Consider the following 23,408-nt stretch of genomic DNA (forward strand, 5'->3'; position numbering starts at 1 on the left):
TGAAGTCCACGTTTATCCTTTGCTGGAGCCGAGGGTCAGGCCCGCCACGAAGTGGCGCTGCAGGAGCAGGTAGATGATCAGGGCCGGAATCGCCGTGATCATGGCGCCGGCGGCGATCAGATTGTAGTTGGAGAGGAACTGGCCCTGGAGGTTGTTGATCGCGGTGGTGACGGGAAGCCTGTCGCCGCTTTGGATGAAGAGCAGGGGCCAGAAGAAGTCGTTGTAAATGAAGATCACCTCGAGCGTGCCCATGGCGGCCAGGGCCGGGCGGCACAGCGGCAGGATGATGTCCCAGTACTGGCGCCAGACGCCGGCACCGTCAACCAGGGCTGCCTCCGTCAGCTCGGGGGACAGGGCCTTCATGTAGTTCGAGAGGACGAATGTCACGAACCCGATCTGGAAGGCGGTGTCCACGGCGATCACGCTGATGTAGGTGTTGAGCAGGTTCCCGGAATCGCTCACGGCGTAGGGCAGCTCGAAGTGCTTGAACATTTCAAAGAGCGGCGCCGCCAGCACCTGCGGCGGCAGCAGGTTTCCGGCGGTGAACATGATCAGCAGCGTGATGTTGAACTTCCAGCTCACCCGGCTCACGGCGAACGCCATCATGGAGGCGAAGAAGAGGATCAGGAACACCGAGGGGACCGTGATGAGCACGGAGTTCCAGAACAGCTGGGAAAAGCCGCCCTGCGTCCATGCCTGGGCGAAGTTGTCGAAATTGAAGGCGCCGCCGGTGCTGAAGTAGCCGTATTTGTCGGTGTCAGCTTTGGGCCGCAGGGCAGTGAAAATGGCCCAGGCCAGGGGGACGAGCCAGATTGCCGCCATGACGATGAGGAAGACGTGGGTGCCGTAGTGCCTCTTGCCCTGCTTGTTGTTGGCCGGGCGGTCCGGGCGGGGGCCGGGCCTGCCGGGGCCGGAGCTGCGCTGCCGGGCGTCGGCCGGGCTGCCGGCCGCGGCGGCATCGGTTGGATGGGCGATGCTCATGCCTCTTTGTCCTTTCCGAACGCGCGGGAGAGGTAGAACGTGATGGGGATCAGCGAGATGACCAGCAGGATGACGGCCAGCGCCGAGCCGATGCCGATCACCTGCCCCTCGCCCACCAGGTTCTGGATGACCAGGGCGCTGATCAGTTCCAGCCCGTTGGTGCCGCGGTTGATCACGTAGACGATGTCGAACGCCCGGAGGGATTCGATGACGGTGATGACGATGATGATGACGTTGACCGGGCGCATGGCCGGAAAGATCACCCGGAAGAAGGTCTGGACCGCGTTGGCGCCGTCGATCTGGGCCGCCTCGCGCAGGGTCGGATCCACGCCCTTGAGCCCGGCCAGGTACAGGATCATGACGTAGCCGGCGTGCCGCCAGGTGGCGGCGAAGAGGGCAGCCCAGATGTTGACGCTGGAATCCCCGAACCAGTCGACGGCCTGGGGCGTGCCGGCGGTGCCGAGCAGGAAGTTCAGGAGGCCGCTGTCCCGGTTGTAGAACAGCTGCCAGATGATCCCGATCAGGGCCAGGGACAGCATCACCGGGGCGAAGAAGATGCTCTGGTAGATCCGCGTGCCGCGGATGTTCTGGTCCAGGAGCACGGCCAGCAGCAGCCCCAGCGGAGTGGCGACGAGTGCCAGGAAGGCCAGCCACAGCACGTTGTGTTGCATGGCCGGCCAGAACGGCGGGTAGTCCTGGGCGATGAACTGGTAGTTCTCGACGCCGGCGGGCTTGATGTCGGTCAGCTCCAGCCCGTTCCAGCGGGTGAAGGACAGTCCTACGGACATGAGGGTGGGGATCCAGACCAATACGAGCTGGATCAGCGTGGGGACGCCCACCATCAAGCCGAGCACCACCTTGTCGCGGCCGGACAGCCGCCGAACCCGCCGCGCGGGGGCGGCGGCTGCTTTGCGCCCCCGCGCCGACGGATTGGTAGAGACACTCATGGAGATTCCTTGCCTTGTGAAATTCAGAGTGAAATGCAGAGTGAAATGCAGTGGAGAAGAGCCGTGCTGACCGCGCGGTCAACCGCGCGGTCAGTCGCTCTACTGGGCGGCGTACAGCGACTTGGCCTGGGCTTCCAGGTTCTTCACATCGACGTTGCCGTCCTTGATGAAGGACTGCAGCGCCGGGATCATCACGTTGTTGGCCATGGCGGGCAGGGCGTCGCGGTCGAAGAACTGGCTGATGTTCTTGGCGCCGCTGATGGCCTCGGCCAGCTTCTTGTTCAGCGGCGTGAACTTGGACGTATCGGCGCCCTTGGCGGTGGCGATATTCGACGAGTCGACCGAGGCGTACACATCCTGTCCTTCCGGGGTTCCGACGTAGGCAAGGAAGTCCCGCGCGGCCTGGTTCTGGCCGCCCTTCTTGGAGAGCAGCAGGCCGTCGATGGGTGCCTCGATGGCGTCCCGGCCCTCCACCGCGACCTCGGGGAACGGGAAGAAGTCGATGTCGTCGGCAATTGCCTTGTCCGTGTACTGCTGGGTGAGGAAGGAGCCGAGCAGGTACATGCCGGATTTCTTGTCCGCGAGGGACTTCGCCGAGTCCTGCCAGGTCATGCCCAGGGCATTCGGGTTCTGGAACGGGAGAAGGGCCTTCCAGGTGTCGAAGACATCGCTGACCTTCTTCTGGTCCCAGCTTTCCCGGTGCGCGGTGAGGTCCATGTGGAACTGGTAGCCGTTCAGGCGCATGTTCAGGTAGTCGAAGGTGCCCATGGCGGGCCAGCCGTCCTTGTCCGCAAATTCAATCGGGATCAGGCCGTCGGCCTTCATCTTGGTGGCGAGGGCCTTCAACTCATCGAACGTCGTGGGGACGGTGTACCCCTTTTCCGTCCAGAGGCTCTTCCGGTAGAAGAAGCCCCAGGGGTAGTTGTAGTTCGGGATCAGGTACATCTTGCCGTCGGCGCCCGTCGAGGCCTTTTTCAGGGCGTCGGAGTAGTTTCCGCCGACCTTTTCCCAGACGTCGTCGATCGGGGCGAGCAGTCCCTTGCCGGCGTAGTACTGCATGCGGTAGCCGGCGAACCAGGTGAACGAATCGTCCGGGCTGCCCTGAAGGTAGGTGTTGATTTTGTTCTGGAAGTCGTTGTGCGCCACCACGTTGGTGGTGACCGCGATGCCGGACTTCTTCTGGAAAGCGTCGGTCACCGCCTTGTAAGCGGCCTTGGGAACCTCATCGGAGGACCCGGAACCGAACGTGGCCGTCTTGGCGCCGCCGCTGGCAGGAGCGCTGCCGCCCGTGCAGGCTGAGAGCAGGGGAATGCCGGCCATCGCAACTGCCCCCGCGCCGAAGGTCTTCAGCAGCGTCCTCCGGTCCCACCCGCCTCGGCTGGAGGCCCGGAGCAGTGCGTCTTCATGCATGGTCATAATTTCTCCTTTGAAATAACGCGGGTGGAGTGAAGCAGCTCACATCAATAGCTATCATAATCGCACAATAAAGAACGTCAAGTAGCAAAAAAGAACATCTTGATCCGCAGGCCGGACTCGTCCGTTGACTTAGGGCGGGGTCGCTCTTAGCGTTAAGCCCCTCAGGGTGCCGATGTGGTCCGCCGGTTGGCGGTGGCGCCCGGAACCGCGGATACATGGCGAAAACCCAGGTGCACCCATGAAGATCAAGTCCACAGCCGCCGCCACGCTGCTCGTCCTGCTGTTCCTGGGAGGATTGCTCGGCGGCCCGTCCGCGTCCGCGCCGGCGTCGTCCGAAGGCGCCACGTATTACGTGAGCGCCGACGGCAGCGACCTCAACGACGGGACGTCGCCGCAATCGGCCTGGGCGACGCTCGACAAGGTCAGCGCCACCGCGCTGCGGCCCGGGGACTCGGTCAGCTTTCGCCGCGGAGACACCTTCTCCGGCGGTCTTGTGGTCGGCCAGAGCGGCACCAGCCGGCTCAAGGTCACCCTGAATGCCTACGGAAACGGCGATCCGCCCACTATTACGGGCGGGCTGACAGGTACGTGCGTCAGGCTCGACGGCGACTACATCACCGTGGACGGCCTGCGGGCGGAGTCGTGCGGCTATGCAGGCTTCAGCGTCTATGGCGACCACGGCTCCGTGCGGAACTCCGCCGCCAGGAACAATGCCGCCGGCATCAAGGTGAGCGAGGGCTCCGACTTCGGCACCTATGCCAACAACACGCTGGCCGACAACAACATCATGAACGTCAATACGCCGGGGGAGCTGTGTGGCACCGCGACGTCCCTGAAGTGCGACGACGACTCGGGCGCGTTTGGCTTCCTGATCAACGGCAACGACAACGAGTTCACCGGCAACACCGTCACCGGCTCCACGGCGGTGTCCTACGACTTTGGCCACGACGGCGGCGCGTTTGAAATTTTCAACGGCAACCGGAACAGGATCCACCACAACGTGGCCGTGGATAACAACGTCTTCTCCGAGCTGGGGCGCGGGAAGGGCGGAACTGCCGACGGCAACACGTTCAGCTACAACCTGGTCCGGGCCACCTGCGGCCCCAACTGCTCCCAGGCCACGGGGCTGATTGCGCGAGGCAGGACGTCGTCCTTCGGCCCGACCAACGGCACCACGTTCGAATACAACACCGTGTGGCTGGACGGGCCGGACTCCCAGGCTCTGGTCTGCCACGCGTCGTGCCCTGCCTCCACGGTCGTCAAGGGGAACATCCTGGTGGCCGCCCGCAACGCGCTGTGGATGGACGGCACTGGCTGGACCGAACAGGAAAACGTCCTCAACGGCCCCACGAACATCGTTCCCAGCGCGACCTCCACCACCGAGCCGGCCGACTTTGTGAACGCGCCCGCCGATCTACACCTCTCCGGCGCGAGCCCGGCCATTGACCGGGCCGGGATCAGCCCCTTCCCCATGGATTTGGACGGGCGGCCGGCCAACCAAAAGGGCGACTGCCAGGGCGGTGGCGCGGCCGATGCCGGGACCTACGAATACAGGCCGGCCAACTGCTGAAACGCTGCGGCGTGGCAGGTGCTGCCCCGCCGCCGGGCGGGAACTGCGCGGGAGCCGCAACTGAACCGGATCACCACCCAGCGCTGGTCCCAGGGTGTTCGGGGCGGCCCGGCGGATGTTACATAGTTGCAACTGCCGGGACACCCGTGCGAAATCGTCCCGGGAGGATACTTGAAGTGCGTCCTCCCGGGGACGATTCTCATGCAGGCATTGGGGACTACTCGAAGGACCGCGCCGATGCCCACACCGCTCAACCAGGCCCTGGCCGACTCTGCGCTTCTGACCAAATCCCTCCCGCTGGGCCTGCTCCGCGCTTTCGTGCAGACCAACGCGGCTGACGACGGGCTCACGCCGCAACTGCTCGCTGAGCTCAAGATCCTGGCCCGCACCCCCGGGCTGCTCGTGGCCTGCAATTACGGCGGCACGCTGTGCGCAGCAGAAGGCATTTCCACCGAGACCCTCCCGCTGGGCAGCGCGGCGATCGCGCTGCGGGCGCTGGCAGCCCTCCCGAACACCCACGCCGCCGTCATCTCCGGACGGTCGCTGCGGGATCTGGCCGCCGTCTCTCGGCTCCCCGCGGAGGTGCACCTGGTCGGCTCGCACGGCGCGGAGTTCGACATGGGCTACGCCCACGGGCTGTCCCTCGCCACCGAATCAGTGCTGCAGCAGGCCAGCCAGGCGCTCGCCGAAACCGTGGGCGCCTACCGGGGCATCAGCATCGAGCGCAAGCCGGTCGCCGTGTCGGTGCACACCCGCCCGGCGGCCCCTGACGTCGTCGCACTGGCCACCTTGAAGGCGGAGGAGATCGCCCGGGCGCACGGGCTGCACTTCGTCGTGGACGGCTCGGTGCTGGATCTCTCCGTGGTGGAGCCGTCCAAGGCCTCCGCGCTGGAGCACCTGCGCTCCATGCTCGGCGTGAGTGCCGCCCTCTACGCCGGCGACGCCTCCAGCGATGAGCTGGCCATGGCGACGCTGCGCGGGCCGGACATGGCGCTGCGCGTGGGGGAGGGGCCCAGCGTGGCCGCCCACACGCTCCGGGATCCGGAGTCGTTCGCCCGCGTCCTGGCGATCCTGTTCGAACTGCGGCGGGCGTGGCTCTTCGGCGAGGACGCCGTGGGGCTGGAGCGGCACTCCATGATCGGCAACGGCTCCTCCACTGCCCTGATCACGCCGGACGCGAAGATCTGCTGGATGAGCCACCCGCTGCCGGACAGCGGGTCGCTGTTTGCCCATCTGCTCGGCGGCGATGCGGCGGGGCACTTCTCCGTGGAACCGGCGAAGTCCTCGCAGGTCCTGGGCCAGCGCTACGTGGACAGCACCATGATCGTCGAAACCCGCTGGGCCGACGTCACCGTGACGGACTATCTGGAGCCGGCCCCGGACGGCATCACCAGCCTGGTCCGGGTGCTGTCCGGCACCGGCACGGCCCGGATTGTCTTCGCCCCGCGGCCGGACTACGCGAATGCCCCGTTCAGCATGGAGGCGCGCGGAACCGAACTGCACGTCGTGGGAACCGCGGATCCGATCATTCTCCAGGCGCCCGGCGTTGCCTTTGCCATCACCTCCGACGGCCGGCACGCCACCGCCACGGGCGACGTCGACCTGCGGGACGGGCCGGTGGTCCTCAACCTGCGCTGCGGCGACACCGAACCCCAGCCCGCGGTGCCGGAGGATGAAACCGGGCGCCGCGCCGCCGTCGCCCATCACTCCCGGCGCTGGGTCCACGAACTGCAACTGCCCGGCGTGAAGCCGTCGCTGGTCCGCCGGTCCGCGCTGGTGCTCCGGGCCCTGGTCCACGAACCCACCGGCGCCGTGCTGGCCGCGCCCACCACCTCACTGCCGGAGGGAATCGGCGGCACCCGCAACTGGGACTACCGGTACTGCTGGCTGCGGGACGGGTCCATGACCGTCAACGCGCTCGTGGACCTGGGATCCACCGCGGAGGCCGAGGGCTTCCTGGCCTGGCTTGGCCGGATCCTGGCCCACGCCCCGGGCCCGGAGTGGCTCCATCCGCTCTACTCAGTGACCGGGGCGCCGCTGTCCACCGAGGCCATCATCGAGAGCCTGCCCGGCTACGCGGGGTCCCGCCCGGTGCGGATCGGGAACGCCGCCGACCACCAGGTGCAGCTGGACGTGTTCGGACCGATCGCCGAGCTGATCCACGCCCTCAGCGCCCGCCAGGGCGTGCTCTCCGATGACCACTGGGACCTGCTGGTCCAGATGGCCGCGGCCGTGCTGGCCCGCTGGCACGAGGCTGACCACGGCATTTGGGAGGCCCGGCGGGCGCCGCGGCACCATGTCTACACGAAGGTGATGTGCTGGGTGGCGCTCGACCGGGCGCTGCGCACGGCCGCCCGTCATGGCCGGGAACCGCTGCCGGCCTGGGAACCCACGGCGGCGAGGATCCGGGAGGAAGTCCTGCGCGAGGGCTGGGACGAGTCGGCGGCCTCCTACACCGTGGCGTACGACAGCCCGGACCTGGACGCGGCCGTGCTGCACATCGGTCTCTCCGGCCTACTGGACGCCAACGACCCCCGATTCCTGGCCACCGTCACGGCGGTGGAACGGGAACTGCGGGTGGGGCCCACCGTTTTCCGCTACAGGTACGACGACGGTCTGCCGGGCCTGGAGGGCGGCTTCCACATCTGCACCACCTGGCTGATCGAGGCCTACATCGCCGTCGGCCGGATTGAGGAGGCCTGGGACCTCTTTGACCAGCTGGTGAACCTGTTCGGTCCCACCGGGCTGCTGCCCGAGGAATACGACCCCGGCACGGAAACCCACTTGGGCAACCATCCGCAGGCCTATTCGCACCTGGGCTTCATCCGCTGCGCCCGGCTCCTGCACGAGCACCAGAAGAACTGACCACCCGACCCGCGGACGGCCGGCCGCCGCTACTCGCAGCCGACGCCGTCCCCGTCCCCGTCCAGCCTGCGGTTGTACCCCGGCTGGCCGACGTGGATGGGCGCCGCGCCGGCCGCACGGACCGCGGCGCAGTTCGCGTAAGCCACCCCGGGCACCGGGGCAGGTGCCGGCGCGGGTGCGGGTGCGGGACGCGCGGCCGGCGCAGGTGCTGGGGCGGCTGCCGGCTGGTTGGCGGGGGACAGGGCGGCCGGGCAGCTCGCCAGGACCCGGGCCATGGCGTCGTGCTCGGCCTGGGTCACCCAGAGCCCATAGCTGGATTTCACCGAAATCTGGCGGGCGACGTAGTCGCAGCGGTAGGACTTGTTCGGCGGCAGCCAGGTGGCGGCGTCGCCGTCGCTCTTGCCCTGGTTGGCCGGACCGTCCACCGCCAGCAGGTTCAGCGGATCGTTGGCGAAGGCCAGCCGCCGTGCCGGGCTGAGCTGCTGGGCGCCCTTCTGCCAGGCGTCGCTGAGGGCCACGACGTGGTCGATCTGGACCGCGGTGCTGGTGGCGTTGCCGCGCAGGAAGTGGATGGCGGCGGCCGTGTAGGGATCGGCCAGGACGCCGGAGAGCACCACGCAGTTCCGTGTCCCGGGCCGGAACGCGACGGAAGTGAGGTCGCGGCGGAGCACGTCATTGCGGGTATCGCAGCCGTTGCGGTCGACGTCGGACCAGGCCGGGCCGAACTGGTCGCGGGAATAACCCGTCTTGGGGGCGCGGCCCTTGACGGGCAGCGTGGCCAGTACCGTCAGGGCTTTGCCCGCAAGGGCCGGCTGCTGGGGCGCGGCGCCGGCCACATCGGCGCCGGCAACTTCGACACCGGCCGCATCGGAACCGGGAACCCCGGCGCCGGGGGTGGCGTCCGGATCCAGCGGAGCGCCGTCCGTGCCGGCTGACGCAGTGGCGGCGGCAGCCGTGGCGACGGGCCGGATGCCGGTACCGGCGGCCGGGGGGACTGCCCCGGGGCCGGCGCACGCCGACGTCGCCACCAGCAGCAGGCCCGCCACCCCGCGGACGACCCAGTCGACCGCGCCGATTCGCGGGCTGCGGGCACCTGTAGTTTGGGCGCTGCTGGACTGGATGTCGCTGGACCGGGTGCTGCCTGATCGCGTGCTGAGCAATTCTTCCCCCACCTCATGCTGTTGCCCCGGGTACCCGCGGGGCGCTTAAGACCGGCCCCAGCCTACCGGTTGCTCCGGCGGAGTCAGCGGACCCCGGGGCGGGAGGCTGAGAAGATGGCCGGCGCTCCCCCTTCGCCGGTCGCGAGGTCGGCCAGGATCCTGCCCACGGCCGGCGTGAACTTGAAGCCGTGCCCGGAGAAGCCGGCGCCGATGACAACCGGGCCGATCCGGTCCAGGACAAAGTTCTCATCCACGGTGGTCGTGTAGGTGCAGCTGATGTCGGTGAGCGAGTCGGCGTCGACCCCGGGCAGCCAGTCCCGGGCGTAGCGCTGCAGGGCCGCCCGCTGTTCGGGCTCCGCCGCGAAGCTCCGCCGGTCCGGGTCCACCACCGGGCCCACCCCGTGCCATCCGGCCTTGATCCCCTCGCCCGGAGTTTGCATGCCGTAAACCGGCGAACGCCAGTACCCGTACGCATCGCCGTGGCCGGGCATGTGGTTGAACCCCGGCCACTGGGCTCCGCCGTCCGTGATGGCGAAGTGTGCGGGTTGTTCCTGCGTGACCGTCAGCCGGGGCAGGGGCGCCACTCCGGCCAGCAGTTTCGTGGTCCAGCCGCCGGCGGTGACTACCGCCCGCCTGGCGGCGAGGACCTCGGTGCGGCCGCCGGCCTCAAGCGTGAGCCGCACACCGTCGTCGAGGACTTTCAGCTCGAGGACCTTTACGTAATGGCGGATCTCGGCGCCGAGCCCGGCGGCGAGGCGCTGCAGCGCCGGCAGTGCAGCGTCGGGGTTCAACTGGCCGCCGTCCGCCATGTGCAGCACGCGCGTCTCGAACCGGATGCCCCGCCAGCGCTCGGCGGCTTCCTCGGCGGAGAGGAACTCCGCCCGGAGCCCGGCGGCGAGCAGCGCGTTCCGGACCTCGGGCAGCCGCGGATCGGGGCCGTGGTTGACGACGCCGGTGCGCGCCAGCAGGCGCTCGCCGGCGTCCGTTTCGAGCTCGCCCCACAGCCGCGCCGCCTCGGCCAGCATGGCGACGTAGTCCGGATCGGCGTAGCCGGGGTTGAAGTTCCGGGTTGTGCCGTGGGAGGCGCCGTTGCGGTGGCCGGGCCCGAACTGCTCCAGCAGGGTCACGTCCCGGCCGCGCCGGGCCAGCGCCCACGCGGCGGCGGAGCCCATCGCGCCGCCGCCGATGACCACGGTGTCCAGGGTTGTTGTCAAGGGTCCTCCTCCGGGTTGGGTGCCGGTCCGCCCAGCCACGCTGCCCAGCGAGGTCAGGCCAGCAGCAGGGCCACGCCGATCATGGCGGGCACAGCTACCACAGTAGTGATCAGCACGGTGTCCCTGGCTACCGTGACGCCGGTGCGGTAGCGGCTGGCCGCGACAAACACGTTCTGGGCGGTGGGCAGGGCTGCGGTGACGACGGCGGCAAAGAGCGCCTGCTCCTGCATGCCGAGGACAAAATGGGCAAACAGGTACGCCACCAGCGGGTGGACCACGAGTTTGAAGAAGCTCGCCAGCAGGGCGTCCAGCCGGCGTCCGGCGGCCGCCTGCAGCGGTTTGGAACCGTTCAGGCTCATGCCGAAGGCGATCAGCATGGCCGGGATGGCGGCCCCGCCGATCAAGTGGATGGGCTCCAGGATCAGCGGCGGCACCGTCCAGCCGGTTGCGGCCACCAGAAGCCCTAGTCCGGTGCCCACGATCATCGGGTTGCGCAGGATCATGAGCACGAAACTCAGGGGGGTGGTGCGGTGCGAGCTGGTGGTGGCGTCCAACGCCATGAGGAACAAGGGGGTGAAGAAGGCCAGCTGGAAGATCAGCAGGGGTGCCACATAGCTGGCGTCACCGAGCACGAAGACGGCGATGGGAATGCCGAGGTTGGCCGAGTTGGCCAGCGACGAGCTCATGGAGGAGATGAGGGCTTCCGGCAGGGACCGCTTGAGCGCGAAGCGCACTATGCCAAAGAACAGGACCGCCGTGGTCACGGCCCCGACGGCCGTCACGAGAAGCGGCGCGGCAAAGACGTCATGCAGTTTCGCCTTGCTGAGGGTCTCGAACAGCAGGGCGGGGCTGGCCACAAAAAACGTCAGGGCGCTCAGGACGGGGCGGGCGTTCTCGCCCAGGATATTGCGCCGGCCCACGAACATGCCGACCAGGATGATGGCCCAGACGACAAAGAATCCCGCCAGTACCCCTAGCACGCGGTTCTCCCCGGCGGGGCGGGTGGACGGCGGGTTAGGGTCACCCGTCCAGAGTAATCAGCTTTATTCCGCGGGCTGTCCTATTACGCCCGACGGCGCGCTGCCGCTAGTTGAGCGTGGCGTTGTTCAGCGAGTGCGGCGGACGCATGAGGCCGGGTGTCATGCCCTCCGCGGGGTCGTTGCCGATCTGGACAATCTTGTTGTCCTGGTCAACGTGGACCACCTTGGGGTTGTACGCCCTGGCCTCTTCCGTGGTCATCTGGGCGTAGGTGATGAGGATGACGATGTCGTTCTCGTGCATCAGGTGGGCGGCGGCGCCGTTGATGCCGATCACGCCGGAACCGCGCTCGCCGGCAATCGTGTACGTCTCGAGCCGGGCGCCGTTCGTGACGTCGACAATCGCCACGAGCTCCCCGGGCAGGATGTCGGCCGCCTCCAGCAGATCCAGGTCCACGGTGACGGATCCGACATAGTGAAGGTCCGCGTGCGTGACCGTCGCGCGGTGGATCTTGGATTTGAATATTGTGCGATTCATAACGACATCAGTCTAACGCGGGGCCACCGTCCGCGCTGTGGCCCACTGCACACGGTGCAGGCCCGTCACGCGCGCCGTCCCTCAAAGACAGGCAGTCACGCGGGCCGGTCCACGGGAGCCGGATCAAGAGCGCCGGCGGCCGCCGCCGGCACGATGGATGCCGCCGTCACCGCCAGGATTTCCCGGGCCGCCAGCAGTGCGGGCCGCCTGGCGCTCGAGCGCCGCACCGAGGTGAACACCGTCCGGTGCGGATCCCCGGGCAGGTCCAGGAGCTGCGCGCTGGTGCCGCGGCCGGTCCACACGAGGTCGGGCATCAGGGCCACCGCATTACCGGATTCGATCAGCCGGATCTGGGCCTGCAGGTCGGCGGTTTCAAAGCGGACATCGGGCTCGAACCCGGCGCTCCGGCAGGCCTGCTCGGCCCAGTGCCGGGAGGCCGCCCCGCGCGGTTCCATCACCCAAGGCAGCCCCGCCGTATCGGCCAGCGTCCTGATGGGCTCGCGCTCGGGCGAGGGCGGCGGAACGGCGAGCCGGATGGCGTCACGGGTCAGGGCCACCCGGTCCAGTTCGGCATAGTGCGGGGCGGCATGGCCCGGGTACTGCTCGGCGATCACGAGGTCGAAGTCGCGGGCCCACGTCTCGTGAAGGGCCGTCTCCGGTTCCCGCTGGGTCATTTCCACCCGGACTTCCGGGTAGCTGGCGGTCATCCTGGTCAGGGTGTCCGGCATGAGTGCCAGTGCGGCGGACTGGAAAACCGCAATCCGCACGGTGCCGGTGACCGTGGTCAGCGACGCGGCCAAATCCGCCTCCGCCTGCTCGAGGGTCTCCAGGAGCTGGGAGGTGTGGGCCACCAGGACTTCGGCCTGCGGGGTCAGCTGCACCCGGCGCCCGGTCTTGCGCAGGAGCTCCACCCCGGCCTCCTTCTCAAGAAGCGCCAGCTGCTGCGAGACTGACGACGGGCTGTACTGGAGCGCCTCGGCAACTTCGGCCAAAGTGCCCCGGATCTTCAGTTCGCGCAACAGCCGCAAACGCCGGACGTCGAGCATCGCCATTCCTTTGTGAATTCTGACGGTTATTCATTAAGAGAATTCACTTTATCTAATGCAATCGGGCTTGCATACTGTTCTCACTCGATAATCCCCATCACAGGGTGGAGTGATGGGCACCGCACCTAAGCAGGAGGCCCTCATGGCTACAAGGGATTTGTCACAGTCGATCATGCGGCGCAAGCCCATCGACGACATCGAGGAAGAAAACAAACACAGCGGATTGCACAAGAGCCTGGGGCTCTGGCAGCTGACGGCCATCGGCGTCGGCGGCATTATCGGCGTCGGCATCTTCTCTTTGGCGGGCCTTGTGGCCCACGGCAGCGAGACCGAGCCCGGCGTCGGCCCGGCCGTGCTCGTCTCGTTCCTGATCGCCGGCCTGGCATCCGCCGCAGCGGCGCTGTCCTACGCCGAGTTCGCCGGCATGATCCCGCGGGCAGGCTCGGCCTACACCTACGGCTACGTTGCCCTCGGCGAGATTATCGGCTGGTTTATCGGCTGGGACCTGCTGCTGGAGTACATCGCCATCGTGGCTGTGGTGGCCATCGGCATCTCGGGCTACTTCGATGCCTTCCTCTCCGGCATCGGCATCCACATGCCCGTCTGGATGACCTCGACGCCGGATGAGGGCACGGGCGGAATCATCAACCTTCCCGCGATCCTCGTCTGCCTGCTGGTGACCTGGATCCTCTCCCGCGGCACCAAAACCTTTGGACGCTTCGAGCTGATCGCCGTCGGCATCAAGGTGCTGCTGATCCTGTTCATCATCGGTCTGGGCATTTTTTATGTGAACACCAACAACTACAACCCGTTCTTCCCCAGCGGCTTCGGTCCGGTAGTGGCCGGTTCCGCCACGGTGTTCTTCGCGGTGTTCGGCTACGACGCCATGAGTACCGCGGCGGAGGAGGCCACCGACGGCAAGAAGCACATGCCGAAGGCGATCATCCTCTCGCTGGTCATCGCCATGCTGCTCTATGTCGCAGCCACCCTAGTGCTGACCGGCATGCAGAACTTCACTGAGATCGACCCCAAGGCCGGCTTCGCGTCCGCCTTCAACAGTGTCGGGTTGCCGGTGATCGCGACGATCATCTCCGTGTTCGCCGTGCTGTCCATCCTCACCGTGATGCTGACCTTCCTCCTCGGCGTCACCCGCGTCTGGTTCTCGATGAGCCGCGACGGCCTGCTGCCTGGCTGGTTCTCGAAGACGGACCGGCACGGTACGCCGCAGCGCGTGACCTGGATCGCCGGCCTCGGGGCCGCGATCCTGGCCGGCATCCTCCCGATCAAGGCTGTGGCGGACCTGACCAACATCGGCATCCTCGCAGCGTTCGTCGTCGTCTGTGTGTCGGTGATCGTGTTCCGCTACAAGAAGCCCGACGCCCCGCGGACCTTCCGCCTGCCGCTGATGCCCCTGGTTCCGGCGTTCGGTGTGTTTGCCTCGCTCTTCCTGATGTTCCAGCTGCACTGGGAGACCTGGCTGCGGTTCGGCGTCTGGCTCGTGATCGGGCTGATCATCTACTTCACGTACGGCCGCAAGAACTCGCTGATGAACCCGGACAGCCCGCGGCACGAGGAGATCGTGGAGATGCACCGCCCCCTGACCTAGCCACCCCACCCCCGTTGCGCTATCACTTCTGGCTCCCAATCCCGGGTCTTCCCCGGTCTTAAGGCCCAGAAGTGATAGCGCAACGGGTTTTTAAGGTTCGGGGGTGGTTTCCGAACGTTCGGGCGGGAAAACAAAGCTTCGGTTTTCCTAACCGGTATTGCTCAGAAAACTTCGCTTTATCTTATGAAAATCCGGTCGCATACTGTTTCCTAAGAGGTCCACATTTTGAGAAAGAACGTGTTTCAGCCATGACCAACATCTCCACGGAGCCCGGCGCCACCACCGGAAACGCCGCAGGCAACGACGCCACGCACGCCGCCGTTTCGGAAGGCTCCACGGTCCTTGAGGCCGCAGCCCTCGCCGAGGACACCATCGCGCTGGTGCGCCACTGGCTCACCGAGGCCGCTAAGGTCCCCGTCGACGCCTCGGCCGAGCAGCTCGCCGGGGTCCTGAAGGACCCCAACGGCCTGGACTTCACCGTCGGGTTCGTCGACGGCGTCGTCCGTCCCGAAGACCTGCAGGTCGCCGCCCGCAACCTCGCCGCCCTGGCCCCCAAGGTCCCGGCGTTCCTGCCCTGGTACATGCGCAGCGCGGTCCGCCTCGGCGGCACCATGGCCCCGGTCCTGCCCCAGGTGGTCATCCCAGTTGCCCGCCGGGTGCTGCGTGAAATGGTCGGCCACCTCATTGTCGACGCCACCGACGCCAAGCTCGGCCCGGCCATCGCCAAGATCCGCAAGGACGGCATCAAGCTCAACGTCAATCTCCTCGGCGAGGCCGTGCTCGGCGAACACGAGGCCTCCCGCCGGCTCGAGGGCACGCACACCCTGCTGTCCCGGCCCGACGTCGACTACGTCTCGATCAAGGTCTCCTCCACGGTGGCCCCGCACTCGGCATGGGCCTTCGACGAGGCCGTGGAGCATGTCGTGGAGAAGCTCACCCCGCTCTTCGCCCGCGCCGCCTCCTACGCGTCCGCCGGGCAAAAAGCCAAGTTCATCAACCTGGACATGGAGGAATACAAGGACCTGGACATGACCATCGCGGTCTTCACCCGGATCCTGGACAAGCCCGAGTTCAAGAACCTCGAGGCCGGCATCGTGCTCCAGGCCTACCTCCCGGATGCCCTGTCCGCCATGATCCGCCTGCAGGACTGGGCCGCCGCCCGCCGCGCCGACGGCGGCGCCGCCATCAAGGTCCGCGTCGTCAAGGGCGCCAACCTGCCGATGGAGCAGGTCGAGGCCTCCCTGCATGACTGGCCGCTGGCCACCTGGGGCACCAAGCAGGACTCGGACACCAACTACAAGCGGGTCATCAACTACTCGCTGCACCCGGACCGGATCCGCAACATCCGGATCGGCGTCGCCGGCCACAACCTCTTCGACATCGCCTTCGCCTGGCTCCTGGCCAAGCAGCGCGGCATCGCGGATACCGCACAGCAGAGCATCGAATTCGAGATGCTGCTCGGCATGGCCCAGGGCCAGGCCGAAGCCGTCAAGAAGGACGTCGGCTCCCTCCTGCTTTACACTCCCGTGGTCCACCCTGCCGAGTTCGACGTCGCGATCGCCTACCTGATCCGCCGCCTCGAAGAGGGCGCCAGCCAGGACAACTTCATGTCCGCCGTTTTCGAACTCAGTGAAAACGAAACGTTGTTTGAGCGTGAGAAGCAGCGCTTCCTCGCCTCGCTCGCCAAGCTCGACGACGAGGTCCCGGGCCCGAACCGCCTGCAGAACCGTGCCCTTCCGGCCGCGCCGCTGCCGCACGACTCGTTCGAGAACACCGCTGACACGGATCCGTCGCTGCCCGCGAACCGCGACTGGGGCCGCGCCATCCTGGGCCGCGTGACGACGTCGACACTGGGCAACGCCTCCGTCGAGGCCGCCACGATCAACGATGCCGCGACCCTGAACGCCGTGATCGACACCGCCGTCGAGAAGGGCAAGGCCTGGGGTGCACTCTCCGGCGCCGAGCGCGCCGAAATCCTGCACCGCGCCGGCGACGTCCTCGAGGCCCGCCGTGCCGACCTTCTTGAGGTCATGGCCTCCGAGACCGGCAAGACGATCGACCAGGGCGATCCCGAAATCAGCGAGGCGGTCGACTTCGCGCACTACTACGCCGAGTCCGCCCGCAAGCTCGACGACGTCGACGGCGCCACCTTCGTCCCGGCCAAGCTCACCGTCGTGACGCCGCCGTGGAACTTCCCGGTCGCCATCCCGGCCGGCTCCACCCTCGCGGCGCTCGCCGCCGGCTCCGCCGTCGTGGTCAAGCCCGCCAAGCAGGCCCGCCGCAGCGGCGCCGTCATGATCGAGGCCCTCTGGGAGGCCGGCGTTCCGCGCGACGTTCTCACCATGGTTCAGCTGGGCGAGCGGGAACTGGGCCAGCAGCTCATTTCCCACCCGGCCGTGGACCGCGTCATCCTGACCGGCGGCTACGAGACCGCCGAGCTGTTCCGCTCGTTCCGCAAGGACCTGCCCCTGCTGGCCGAGACCAGCGGCAAGAACGCCATCATCGTCACCCCGAGCGCGGACCTGGACCTCGCGGCCAAGGACGTCGCGTACTCAGCGTTCGGCCACGCCGGCCAGAAGTGCTCCGCCGCCTCGCTAGTGATCCTCGTCGGCTCCGTGGCGAAGTCAAAGCGCTTCCACAACCAGCTGATCGACGCCGTCACCTCGCTGAAGGTCGGCTACCCGCAGGACCCGGCGAGCCAGATGGGCCCCATCATCGAGCCCGCCAACGGCAAACTCCTGAACGCCCTCACCACCCTCGGCGAGGGCGAGACCTGGGCCGTCGAGCCGCGGAAGCTCGATGATTCGGGCAAGCTCTGGAGCCCCGGCGTGCGCTCCGGTGTCCGCCGCGGATCCTACTTCCACCTCACCGAGTTCTTCGGCCCGGTCCTGGGCGTCATGACCGCGGAGACCCTCGAGGAGGCCATCGCGATCCAGAACCAGATCGAATACGGCCTCACCGCGGGCCTGCACTCGCTGAACACCGAGGAACTGGGGATCTGGCTGGACACCATCCAGGCCGGCAACCTCTACGTCAACCGCGGCATCACGGGCGCGATCGTCCAGCGCCAGCCCTTCGGCGGCTGGAAGAAATCCGCCGTCGGCGCCGGCACCAAGGCCGGCGGTCCGAACTACCTCGTCGGCCTCGGCGAATGGGTCAGCAAGCCCAGCACCGCCGCCGGCACCCCGGGCGCTGCTCCCGCCCACGCCGGCGTCCGCCGGATCGAGGACGCGGCCAAGGGCTTCCTGACCGCCGACGAACTCGCACGGCTGCAGCGCGCGCTCGCCTCCGACGCCCGCGCCTGGGCCGAAGAGTTCGGCACCGCGAAGGACGTCTCCGGCCTGAGCGCGGAGCGCAACGTCTTCCGTTACCGTGCGCTGCCCGTCACGGTCCGCCTCGCGGAAGGCGAGGCCCTTGCCGGCCTCGTCCGGACCGTCGCCGCCGGCGTCCTGGCCGGGTCCGCCCTGACGGTCTCCACCGCCGTCGAACTGCCCGCCCAGCTGCGTGCCGTCCTGTCCGGGCTTGGCGTCGCCGCGACTGTTGAGAACGACGCCGAATGGCTCGCTTCCACCGGCACCCTCGCCGCGGCGGGCAAGCTCTCCGGCGCACGGATCCGGCTGATTGGCGGGGACGCCAAGGCGTTGTCCGAGGCCACGGGCGGACGCCCGGACCTGGCGGTGTATGTCCACCCCGTCACGGAAGCCGGACGCGTGGAACTGCTGCCGTTTCTGCACGAGCAGGCCATCAGCATCACGGCGCACCGCTTCGGTACGCCCAACCACATCTCGGACGCCCTGATCTAGCCCGGGGCTGCTAAAACCCCGGCTCGGGCGTGCTGGAACCCTAAAACACCGTCGCCGCTGTGCAGGCACCATAAGGTGCGGCACGGCGGCGACGGCGTTTAACGGCGAAGGCGATAAGCGGAGTCCGGGTTAGCCGAAGTACCAGCCCGGCGGGACCCAGGAAGCCGGGACCGCGTGGGCGGAGAAATCGTCGCAGCCCGAGCAGAAGTAGGTGACCTCGCCGAGCCTGCTGACCGAGCCGTCCCTCCGGTGCGTGGCCGGGACGAAAGTCTCAAGGAAAATGAACTCGTCCGTGCCGCAGCGTTCGCAGTACGGGCTGGCCACATAATCGGACTCTGCGAGGGTAGCCGGGCGGACTCCCAGTTGGCCCGGGGTGGTCGCGTGCTGGGCGGCGGCTGAGTGCTGCATTCCGGCGGTCGCGTGGTGCATGGCCGCCGGGGGGTGGGACGGCGAGGCTACCGGACGGGCAGGCTTTGGCGCGTGGGTGGCGGGGGCGGACAGTCGAGGATGATTAATGGCTGGCATCAATGGCGGCCTATCCCGAACGCCCCGACGCCAGCCATAGGGCTTCAGCGACGGACAGCGTTCGTGTTTCGAATCGTTGTCGTGGGCCACTGCTTGACCTCGAACGGTTGATCTTAAGTATTGTCAGGATAGAGGAAGTACGTGCACCGTTCAATGGTCAAGTAAGTATGGTCAAGTAAGTACTGCTCGCGTCCGGGTAGTCCGGCCCCGTATGCGCCGAGGCCCGATCAGCGCTGGCTGCGGGACCGCCCGTGTGTCAGGCCGGTCGCTTCAGGGTTCGGCCCACGATCGCCTGCGTAAGGGCATCGATCACCTCGGTATTGGCCAGCGGATTGCGGATGAGCGTGAAATCGACGTCGCCTACCGGCGGCAAATCGAAGCGGCGGGTGATGATTTTCAGGTCCTCCGGCACCAGGGAGGAAGGCATCACCGCCACCCCGATGCCGGCCCGGACGGCGGCCAGCACGCCGCTGATCTGACGCGTGGTGCAGGTGATCCGCCACGTGCGCCCAGTGGCCTCCAGGGCGTCGATCGCAAGTTTCCGGCTCAGGCTGGGGGAGGGGTAGGCGATCAGCGGGACTGGATCAGACGGTTCCAGCACGGTCTGCTCCAAGCCGACCCAGGCGAAGGCGTCCTGCTGGACCACGGTCCCGTCTTTGGCCCCGGCCACCCATTTCACAAAGACCAGGTCCAGCTGCCCTGCATTGAGGCGCTTGTAGAGCTGGTCGCTCTGCCCCACCGTCAGCTCGAGGTTGATCTGCGGATAAATTTGCCGGAACTCCCGGAGGATGCGCGGCAGCCCCGTGATGGCGAGGTCATCGGCCGTGCCGAAGCGCAGGCGGCCGCGCATGGCGGAGCCGGAGAAATAGCGGGCGGCGGAGTCGTGCGCGGCGAGGATGCTGCGGGCGAACCCGGCCATCGCGTCGCCATTGTCGGTCAGGCGTACATCCCGGGTATCCCGGGCAATCAGCACCCGCTTGGCGGCGGTCTCCAGCTTGCGGACGTGCTGGCTGACGGTGGGTTGGGCCAGGCCGAGGCGCTCCGCGGCCTTGGTGAAGCTCAAGGTTTCGGCCACGGCCAGGAACGAGCGGAGCTGGGCGGGTTCAAACATGGGGGTCTCCGGAAAGGTCGCCGCCAACCCTGCATTGCGTTCTGTAATGCGAGTTATGCGTGGGATAGGCTTCCATAATCTCTTGGGGCCAGCCTAGCGTTAAGTCCATCCCACTCACCCGCTCTTTTTGAGGACTTTTCCGTGGCACCCCCTCCGCCGCTAGAGGCGAACGCAGCTTCCCTGCCGGACACCATCACCCAACCACTCGCCGTCGTCAACGAGCGCCTGCCCTGGCGCCACACCTTTATTTCGCTGAAGGTCCGCAACTTCCGCATCTTCGCGATCGGGCACTTCGTCGCCGTCATTGCGCTCTGGATGCAGCGGATCGCGCAGGACTGGCTGGTGCTCCAGCTCTCCGGTTCCGTCACCGCCGTCGGCATCACAGTGGCCCTGCAGTTCCTGCCGTCCCTGTTCCTGGGCCCGTGGGCCGGCATGATGGCGGACCGCTTCGCGAAGCGGAAGATCCTCATGCTGTGCCAGTCGGTTGCCGCCGCGTTGGCTGCGGTCCTTGCAGTCCTGGCGCTCAGCCAGCGGATCGAAGTGGGGCACGTCTACGCGATCGCGCTGGTCCTGGGCCTCGTGACCGTGCTGGACCAGCCTGCCCGCCAGGTGTTCGTCAACGAGCTCGTAGGCCCCGGCTACCTGCGAAACGCGATCAGTGTGAACTCCACGATCTTCCAGCTGGGCGGCCTGATCGGTCCAGCAATCGCCGGGCTCCTGCTGACCGCCGTGGGCGCAGGCTGGGCCTTTGCCGCCAACGCGGTGGCCTGCTGCTTCACGGTGGCCATGCTCCTGAGCCTGCGCAAGGACCAGCTGCATGTCAGCACCCCGGCCGCCAAGCGCCGGGGCATGCTGCGGGAAGGGCTGGACTATGCGCTCAGCAAGCCCACCATCTACTGGCCCTGGCTGATGGCCGGGTTCATCGCGGTGTTCGCGATGAGCCTGCCGGTGTTGCTGGCCGCGTTCGCGGACCACGTGTACGACGCCGGTGCCGGCGGCTACGGGCTGCTCAACACGCTCGTGGCCCTCGGCGCCCTGGCCGGCGCCATCACCTCGGCCCGGCGGCGCGCCCTGCGGCTGCGCTCCGTGGTGCTGGGCGCCGGAATGTACGGACTCATGCTGTGCCTGGCGTCTCTGGCGCCGTCGATGGCGTGGTTCGGCGTGGCCATGGTGCTGGCCGGCTTCTGGTGCCTGATGTTCCTGACCGCCGCGAACCAGCTGGTCCAGGTCAGCGCCAACCTGGCCATCCGCGGGCGGGTGATGAGCCTGTACATCATGGTGCTGATCGGCGGCCAGGCGATCGGCGGCCCGATGATGGGCTGGCTGGCCGAGCACGCGGACCCGCACACCGCCGTCCTCGTTGCCGGCGGCGTGCCGGTGCTGGCCGCCGCGACCGTCGCCGTCGTCCTCGCCCGGCGCGGACAGCTCATGCTCAAGGTGGACCTGAAGGACCGGCGCCGGCTGCTGCGGATCGTCCCGACCCAGGGCGGCCCGGAGGCAGCCGCGACACCGTAGCTGTCCAAAAGAGGGCGGTCGTTGCGTGGATTCACGCAACGGCCGCCCTCTTTTGTATGGCAACCTTTTGTATGGCAACTCCCTAGACCGCCCGGGGGCGGTGCGGGAACTCTGCCTCCCGCTGCTGGAACTGCAGCACATCCGGGTTGAGGACCACGCCGTCGCGGACTTCGATCGCTCGGCGGATGGTCTCGTTCTCCGCCCAGGCCTCGGGGCCCGAGACCACAGTATTGAGGAACGGAAGCAGCGCCTCGCTGATTTCCCAGCTGGAGGAATTCCAGAGGTAGGACGGGCTGTGGTCCACGGCGTAGTAGTCGATGTGGTCCCCGACTTTGAACATCGGTTCGGCGAAAGTGGTGGTTTTCGCCCAGCTGAAGCCCATGCCCTCGTCGCAGGACACGTCGACGATCAGGCTGCCGGGCCGGAAAGCGGACAGGTCCTCGGTGCGCAGATAGGTCAGCGGCGCGTTGGGGTCCTGCAGCGTGCAGTTGACCACGATGTCACGCTCGGCGAGGAACGGCGCCAGCGGCACCCGCCCGCGCTCGGTAATGACCTCGCTGAGGAACGGCGCTTCGTTATCGTGGTCGAACTGCGCGATCCGGACCGAGTGGATGGGCGAGCCCACCGCGGCAACCCCGCGGTTGGTCAGCACCTGCACATCGTGGACACCGTGGGCGTTCAACGCCGTCACGGCCCCGCGGGCGGTGGCCCCGAAGCCGATCACGACGGCGCTTAGCCGGCGGCCGTAGTCGCCGGTGGACCCGGTCAGTGCGAGGGAGTGCAGCACGGAGCAGTAGCCGGCGAGCTCGTTGTTCTTGTGGAAGACGTGGAGTCCGAAGCCGCCGTCGCTGGCCCAGTGGTTCATCGCCTCAAAAGCGATCAGCGTCAGTTTCTTGTCGATTGCCAGCTGGGTGATGGCCCGGTCCTGCACACAGTGCGGCCAGCCCCAGAGGACCTGCCCGTCGCGGAGCTCGGCCAGGTCCTCGGGCTGCGGCTTGGGCAGGAGGACGACGTCGGCGTCGGCCAGCAGCTGCTGCCGCGGTGCGATGCGCCCCACGAGCGGCGCGAGCTCGGCGTCGGAAAGGCCGAAGCGCTCGCCGTAGCCTTCCTCGAGGATTATCCGGTCCCGGATATCCGGCGCGATGCGGTCCAGGTGCAGGGGGTGGATCGGGAGGCGCCGCTCGTCCGGTTTGCGCGTGGAGGCGAGGATGCCGAGAGTGAGGTAATGCGGTGTACCGGTCACTTCTTTTTGGGGCTCGCCGTCTTTGCGGCGGTCACTTTATCGAGGGAGCTGGCCGGCGCTGAAGCGGCCCTCTTGTCAGCGCGCTTTTCCTTGATGGATTTGCCGGATTTTTTGGATGCTGCTTGACGGGGGGATTTGTCAGCCATGATTGCTCCTGTAGCGGAACCGAAGAGGTTCCTGACTTCCGACGATACAGGTAGCAACCTAATGGGAGCCCGGGGGACATCGGGGCGAACCGGTAGCGCTGCGGAAACCAGGGAGCGCTGGAGGCTGTGGAGGCAATTGGAGCGGCTGACGGGAATCGAACCCGCGTATCAAGCTTGGGAAGCTAGCGCTCTACCATTGAGCTACAGCCGCAGTGGGACCGGCCTGAATTCCAGCCCTGAGTCCCGATCAACGAGGTTTACATTACCTCAGTCTGAGTTAGAGGTTGTACACCCCGCTGTCGCCGGGCCGGTAAAGCCCGGCCGGCGCGACTGTGACCGGATGGCGCGCTTGCGATGTCCCTTGCGCTGAAGATCGCTGATCCCAGCACCCGGAGCCCGTCATTTCCTCGAAACGCTGTGGGAACGCCGCGTTCATCTGCAGAGAATGGCGGCCGAAACCGCACCCCGAAATGGGTAGTGCTATCTCGAATCCGGGTAATGAGCGCAAGTAGTCCGCCCATGGAGGCGTATTTGACGAGTGGTCCCCCAACTCAAGAGGGGTAGGCCACACTCGTGTGCAGCAGAAAGCCATCGAATTTACTGGAGGGGACCACAGCCAACCGAGTCGCTAGAAGGTCTCACATGTACGACCAGAAGTTGATGGTGGCCCGTCCTTTGTTGCCAACGGGTGGGCTTGCCCAGCCAAACGTGCCGGATCAAAACCGCTCGCGGGCCAGTCAATTGG

Annotated in this window: 17 protein-coding genes and 1 tRNA gene; 5 read left to right on the forward strand and 13 right to left on the reverse strand. The window is 67.2% G+C overall.

What is annotated here, in order from left to right; all coding sequences use genetic code 11:
* Positions 1 to 12: 12 nt before the first annotated feature.
* The 3 genes from C566_RS0108995 to C566_RS0109005 form a co-directional block, all read right to left on the reverse strand.
* Positions 13 to 981, reverse strand: a complete 969-nt coding sequence (locus tag C566_RS0108995) for a carbohydrate ABC transporter permease (protein WP_018774002.1) — start codon at positions 979 to 981, stop codon at positions 13 to 15.
* Complete coding sequence (locus C566_RS0109000; protein WP_018774003.1) at positions 978 to 1,928, reverse strand: carbohydrate ABC transporter permease; 951 nt, start codon at positions 1,926 to 1,928, stop codon at positions 978 to 980. The genes C566_RS0108995 and C566_RS0109000 overlap by 4 nt, the downstream gene beginning before the upstream one ends.
* Positions 1,929 to 2,027: 99 nt before the next feature.
* Entirely contained in the window at positions 2,028 to 3,344 is a 1,317-nt protein-coding gene (locus tag C566_RS0109005) for an ABC transporter substrate-binding protein (protein WP_018774004.1), read from the reverse strand.
* 238 nt (positions 3,345 to 3,582) lie between these two features.
* Here C566_RS0109005 and C566_RS0109010 point away from each other — a divergent pair, with 238 nt between their 5' ends.
* Positions 3,583 to 4,914, forward strand: coding sequence for a hypothetical protein (locus C566_RS0109010; RefSeq protein ID WP_018774005.1), 1,332 nt, complete (start codon positions 3,583 to 3,585; stop codon positions 4,912 to 4,914).
* 237 nt (positions 4,915 to 5,151) lie between these two features.
* Positions 5,152 to 7,779: a trehalase-like domain-containing protein gene (locus tag C566_RS0109015; protein WP_018774006.1), complete on the forward strand. Its 2,628-nt coding sequence runs from the start codon at positions 5,152 to 5,154 to the stop codon at positions 7,777 to 7,779.
* Between the two features lie 29 nt (positions 7,780 to 7,808).
* On the opposite strand, the gene C566_RS0109020 is transcribed toward C566_RS0109015, so the two are convergent.
* The 5 genes from C566_RS0109020 to C566_RS0109040 all read right to left on the reverse strand — a co-directional run bounded on the left by C566_RS0109020 (position 7,809) and on the right by C566_RS0109040 (position 12,714).
* Positions 7,809 to 8,939, reverse strand: coding sequence for a GmrSD restriction endonuclease domain-containing protein (locus C566_RS0109020; RefSeq protein ID WP_018774007.1), 1,131 nt, complete (start codon positions 8,937 to 8,939; stop codon positions 7,809 to 7,811).
* 83 nt (positions 8,940 to 9,022) lie between these two features.
* On the reverse strand, positions 9,023 to 10,153 hold the full coding sequence (locus tag C566_RS0109025; RefSeq protein WP_018774008.1) for an FAD-dependent oxidoreductase: 1,131 nt from the start codon (positions 10,151 to 10,153) through the stop codon (positions 9,023 to 9,025).
* 53 nt (positions 10,154 to 10,206) lie between these two features.
* Entirely contained in the window at positions 10,207 to 11,133 is a 927-nt protein-coding gene (locus C566_RS0109030; protein ID WP_018774009.1) for an AEC family transporter, read from the reverse strand.
* A 106-nt stretch (positions 11,134 to 11,239) separates the two neighbouring features.
* The gene (gene panD / locus C566_RS0109035; RefSeq protein ID WP_018774010.1) at positions 11,240 to 11,668 is read right to left on the reverse strand and encodes an aspartate 1-decarboxylase; all 429 of its coding nucleotides are present in this window, start codon (positions 11,666 to 11,668) and stop codon (positions 11,240 to 11,242) included.
* 95 nt (positions 11,669 to 11,763) lie between these two features.
* On the reverse strand, positions 11,764 to 12,714 hold the full coding sequence (locus C566_RS0109040; RefSeq protein WP_018774011.1) for a LysR family transcriptional regulator: 951 nt from the start codon (positions 12,712 to 12,714) through the stop codon (positions 11,764 to 11,766).
* A gap of 142 nt (positions 12,715 to 12,856) precedes the next feature.
* Here C566_RS0109040 and C566_RS0109045 point away from each other — a divergent pair, with 142 nt between their 5' ends.
* Both C566_RS0109045 and C566_RS0109050 read left to right on the forward strand, forming a co-directional pair.
* Positions 12,857 to 14,320 (forward strand): amino acid permease, encoded by a 1,464-nt coding sequence (locus C566_RS0109045; RefSeq protein WP_026266530.1) that lies wholly within the window; start codon positions 12,857 to 12,859, stop codon positions 14,318 to 14,320.
* 248 nt (positions 14,321 to 14,568) lie between these two features.
* On the forward strand, positions 14,569 to 18,123 hold the full coding sequence (locus C566_RS0109050; RefSeq protein WP_018774013.1) for a proline dehydrogenase family protein: 3,555 nt from the start codon (positions 14,569 to 14,571) through the stop codon (positions 18,121 to 18,123).
* Positions 18,124 to 18,252: 129 nt separating this feature from the next.
* Here C566_RS0109050 and C566_RS0109055 read toward each other — a convergent pair whose 3' ends face one another.
* Both C566_RS0109055 and C566_RS0109060 read right to left on the reverse strand, forming a co-directional pair.
* On the reverse strand, positions 18,253 to 18,531 hold the full coding sequence (locus C566_RS0109055) for a hypothetical protein (RefSeq protein ID WP_231386303.1): 279 nt from the start codon (positions 18,529 to 18,531) through the stop codon (positions 18,253 to 18,255).
* Positions 18,532 to 18,904: 373 nt separating this feature from the next.
* Entirely contained in the window at positions 18,905 to 19,759 is an 855-nt protein-coding gene (locus tag C566_RS0109060; RefSeq protein ID WP_018774015.1) for a LysR substrate-binding domain-containing protein, read from the reverse strand.
* Between the two features lie 141 nt (positions 19,760 to 19,900).
* Here C566_RS0109060 and C566_RS0109065 point away from each other — a divergent pair, with 141 nt between their 5' ends.
* On the forward strand, positions 19,901 to 21,274 hold the full coding sequence (locus C566_RS0109065; RefSeq protein ID WP_018774016.1) for an MFS transporter: 1,374 nt from the start codon (positions 19,901 to 19,903) through the stop codon (positions 21,272 to 21,274).
* An 82-nt stretch (positions 21,275 to 21,356) separates the two neighbouring features.
* On the opposite strand, the gene C566_RS0109070 is transcribed toward C566_RS0109065, so the two are convergent.
* From C566_RS0109070 to C566_RS0109080, 3 genes are all read right to left on the reverse strand, one after another.
* A complete protein-coding gene (locus tag C566_RS0109070; protein WP_018774017.1) occupies positions 21,357 to 22,517 on the reverse strand; it encodes a N(5)-(carboxyethyl)ornithine synthase in 1,161 nt (386 codons plus the stop codon).
* Positions 22,514 to 22,663, reverse strand: a complete 150-nt coding sequence (locus C566_RS22955; protein ID WP_018774018.1) for a hypothetical protein — start codon at positions 22,661 to 22,663, stop codon at positions 22,514 to 22,516. Before C566_RS22955 ends, C566_RS0109070 begins: the two co-directional genes overlap by 4 nt.
* Before the next feature lie 137 nt (positions 22,664 to 22,800).
* Positions 22,801 to 22,874: transfer RNA gene (locus C566_RS0109080), tRNA-Gly, on the reverse strand.
* Positions 22,875 to 23,408: the final 534 nt, after the last annotated feature.

The organism is Arthrobacter sp. 131MFCol6.1 (genome assembly GCF_000374925.1).
In the GTDB taxonomy this organism is placed as follows: Bacteria; Actinomycetota; Actinomycetes; order Actinomycetales; family Micrococcaceae; genus Arthrobacter.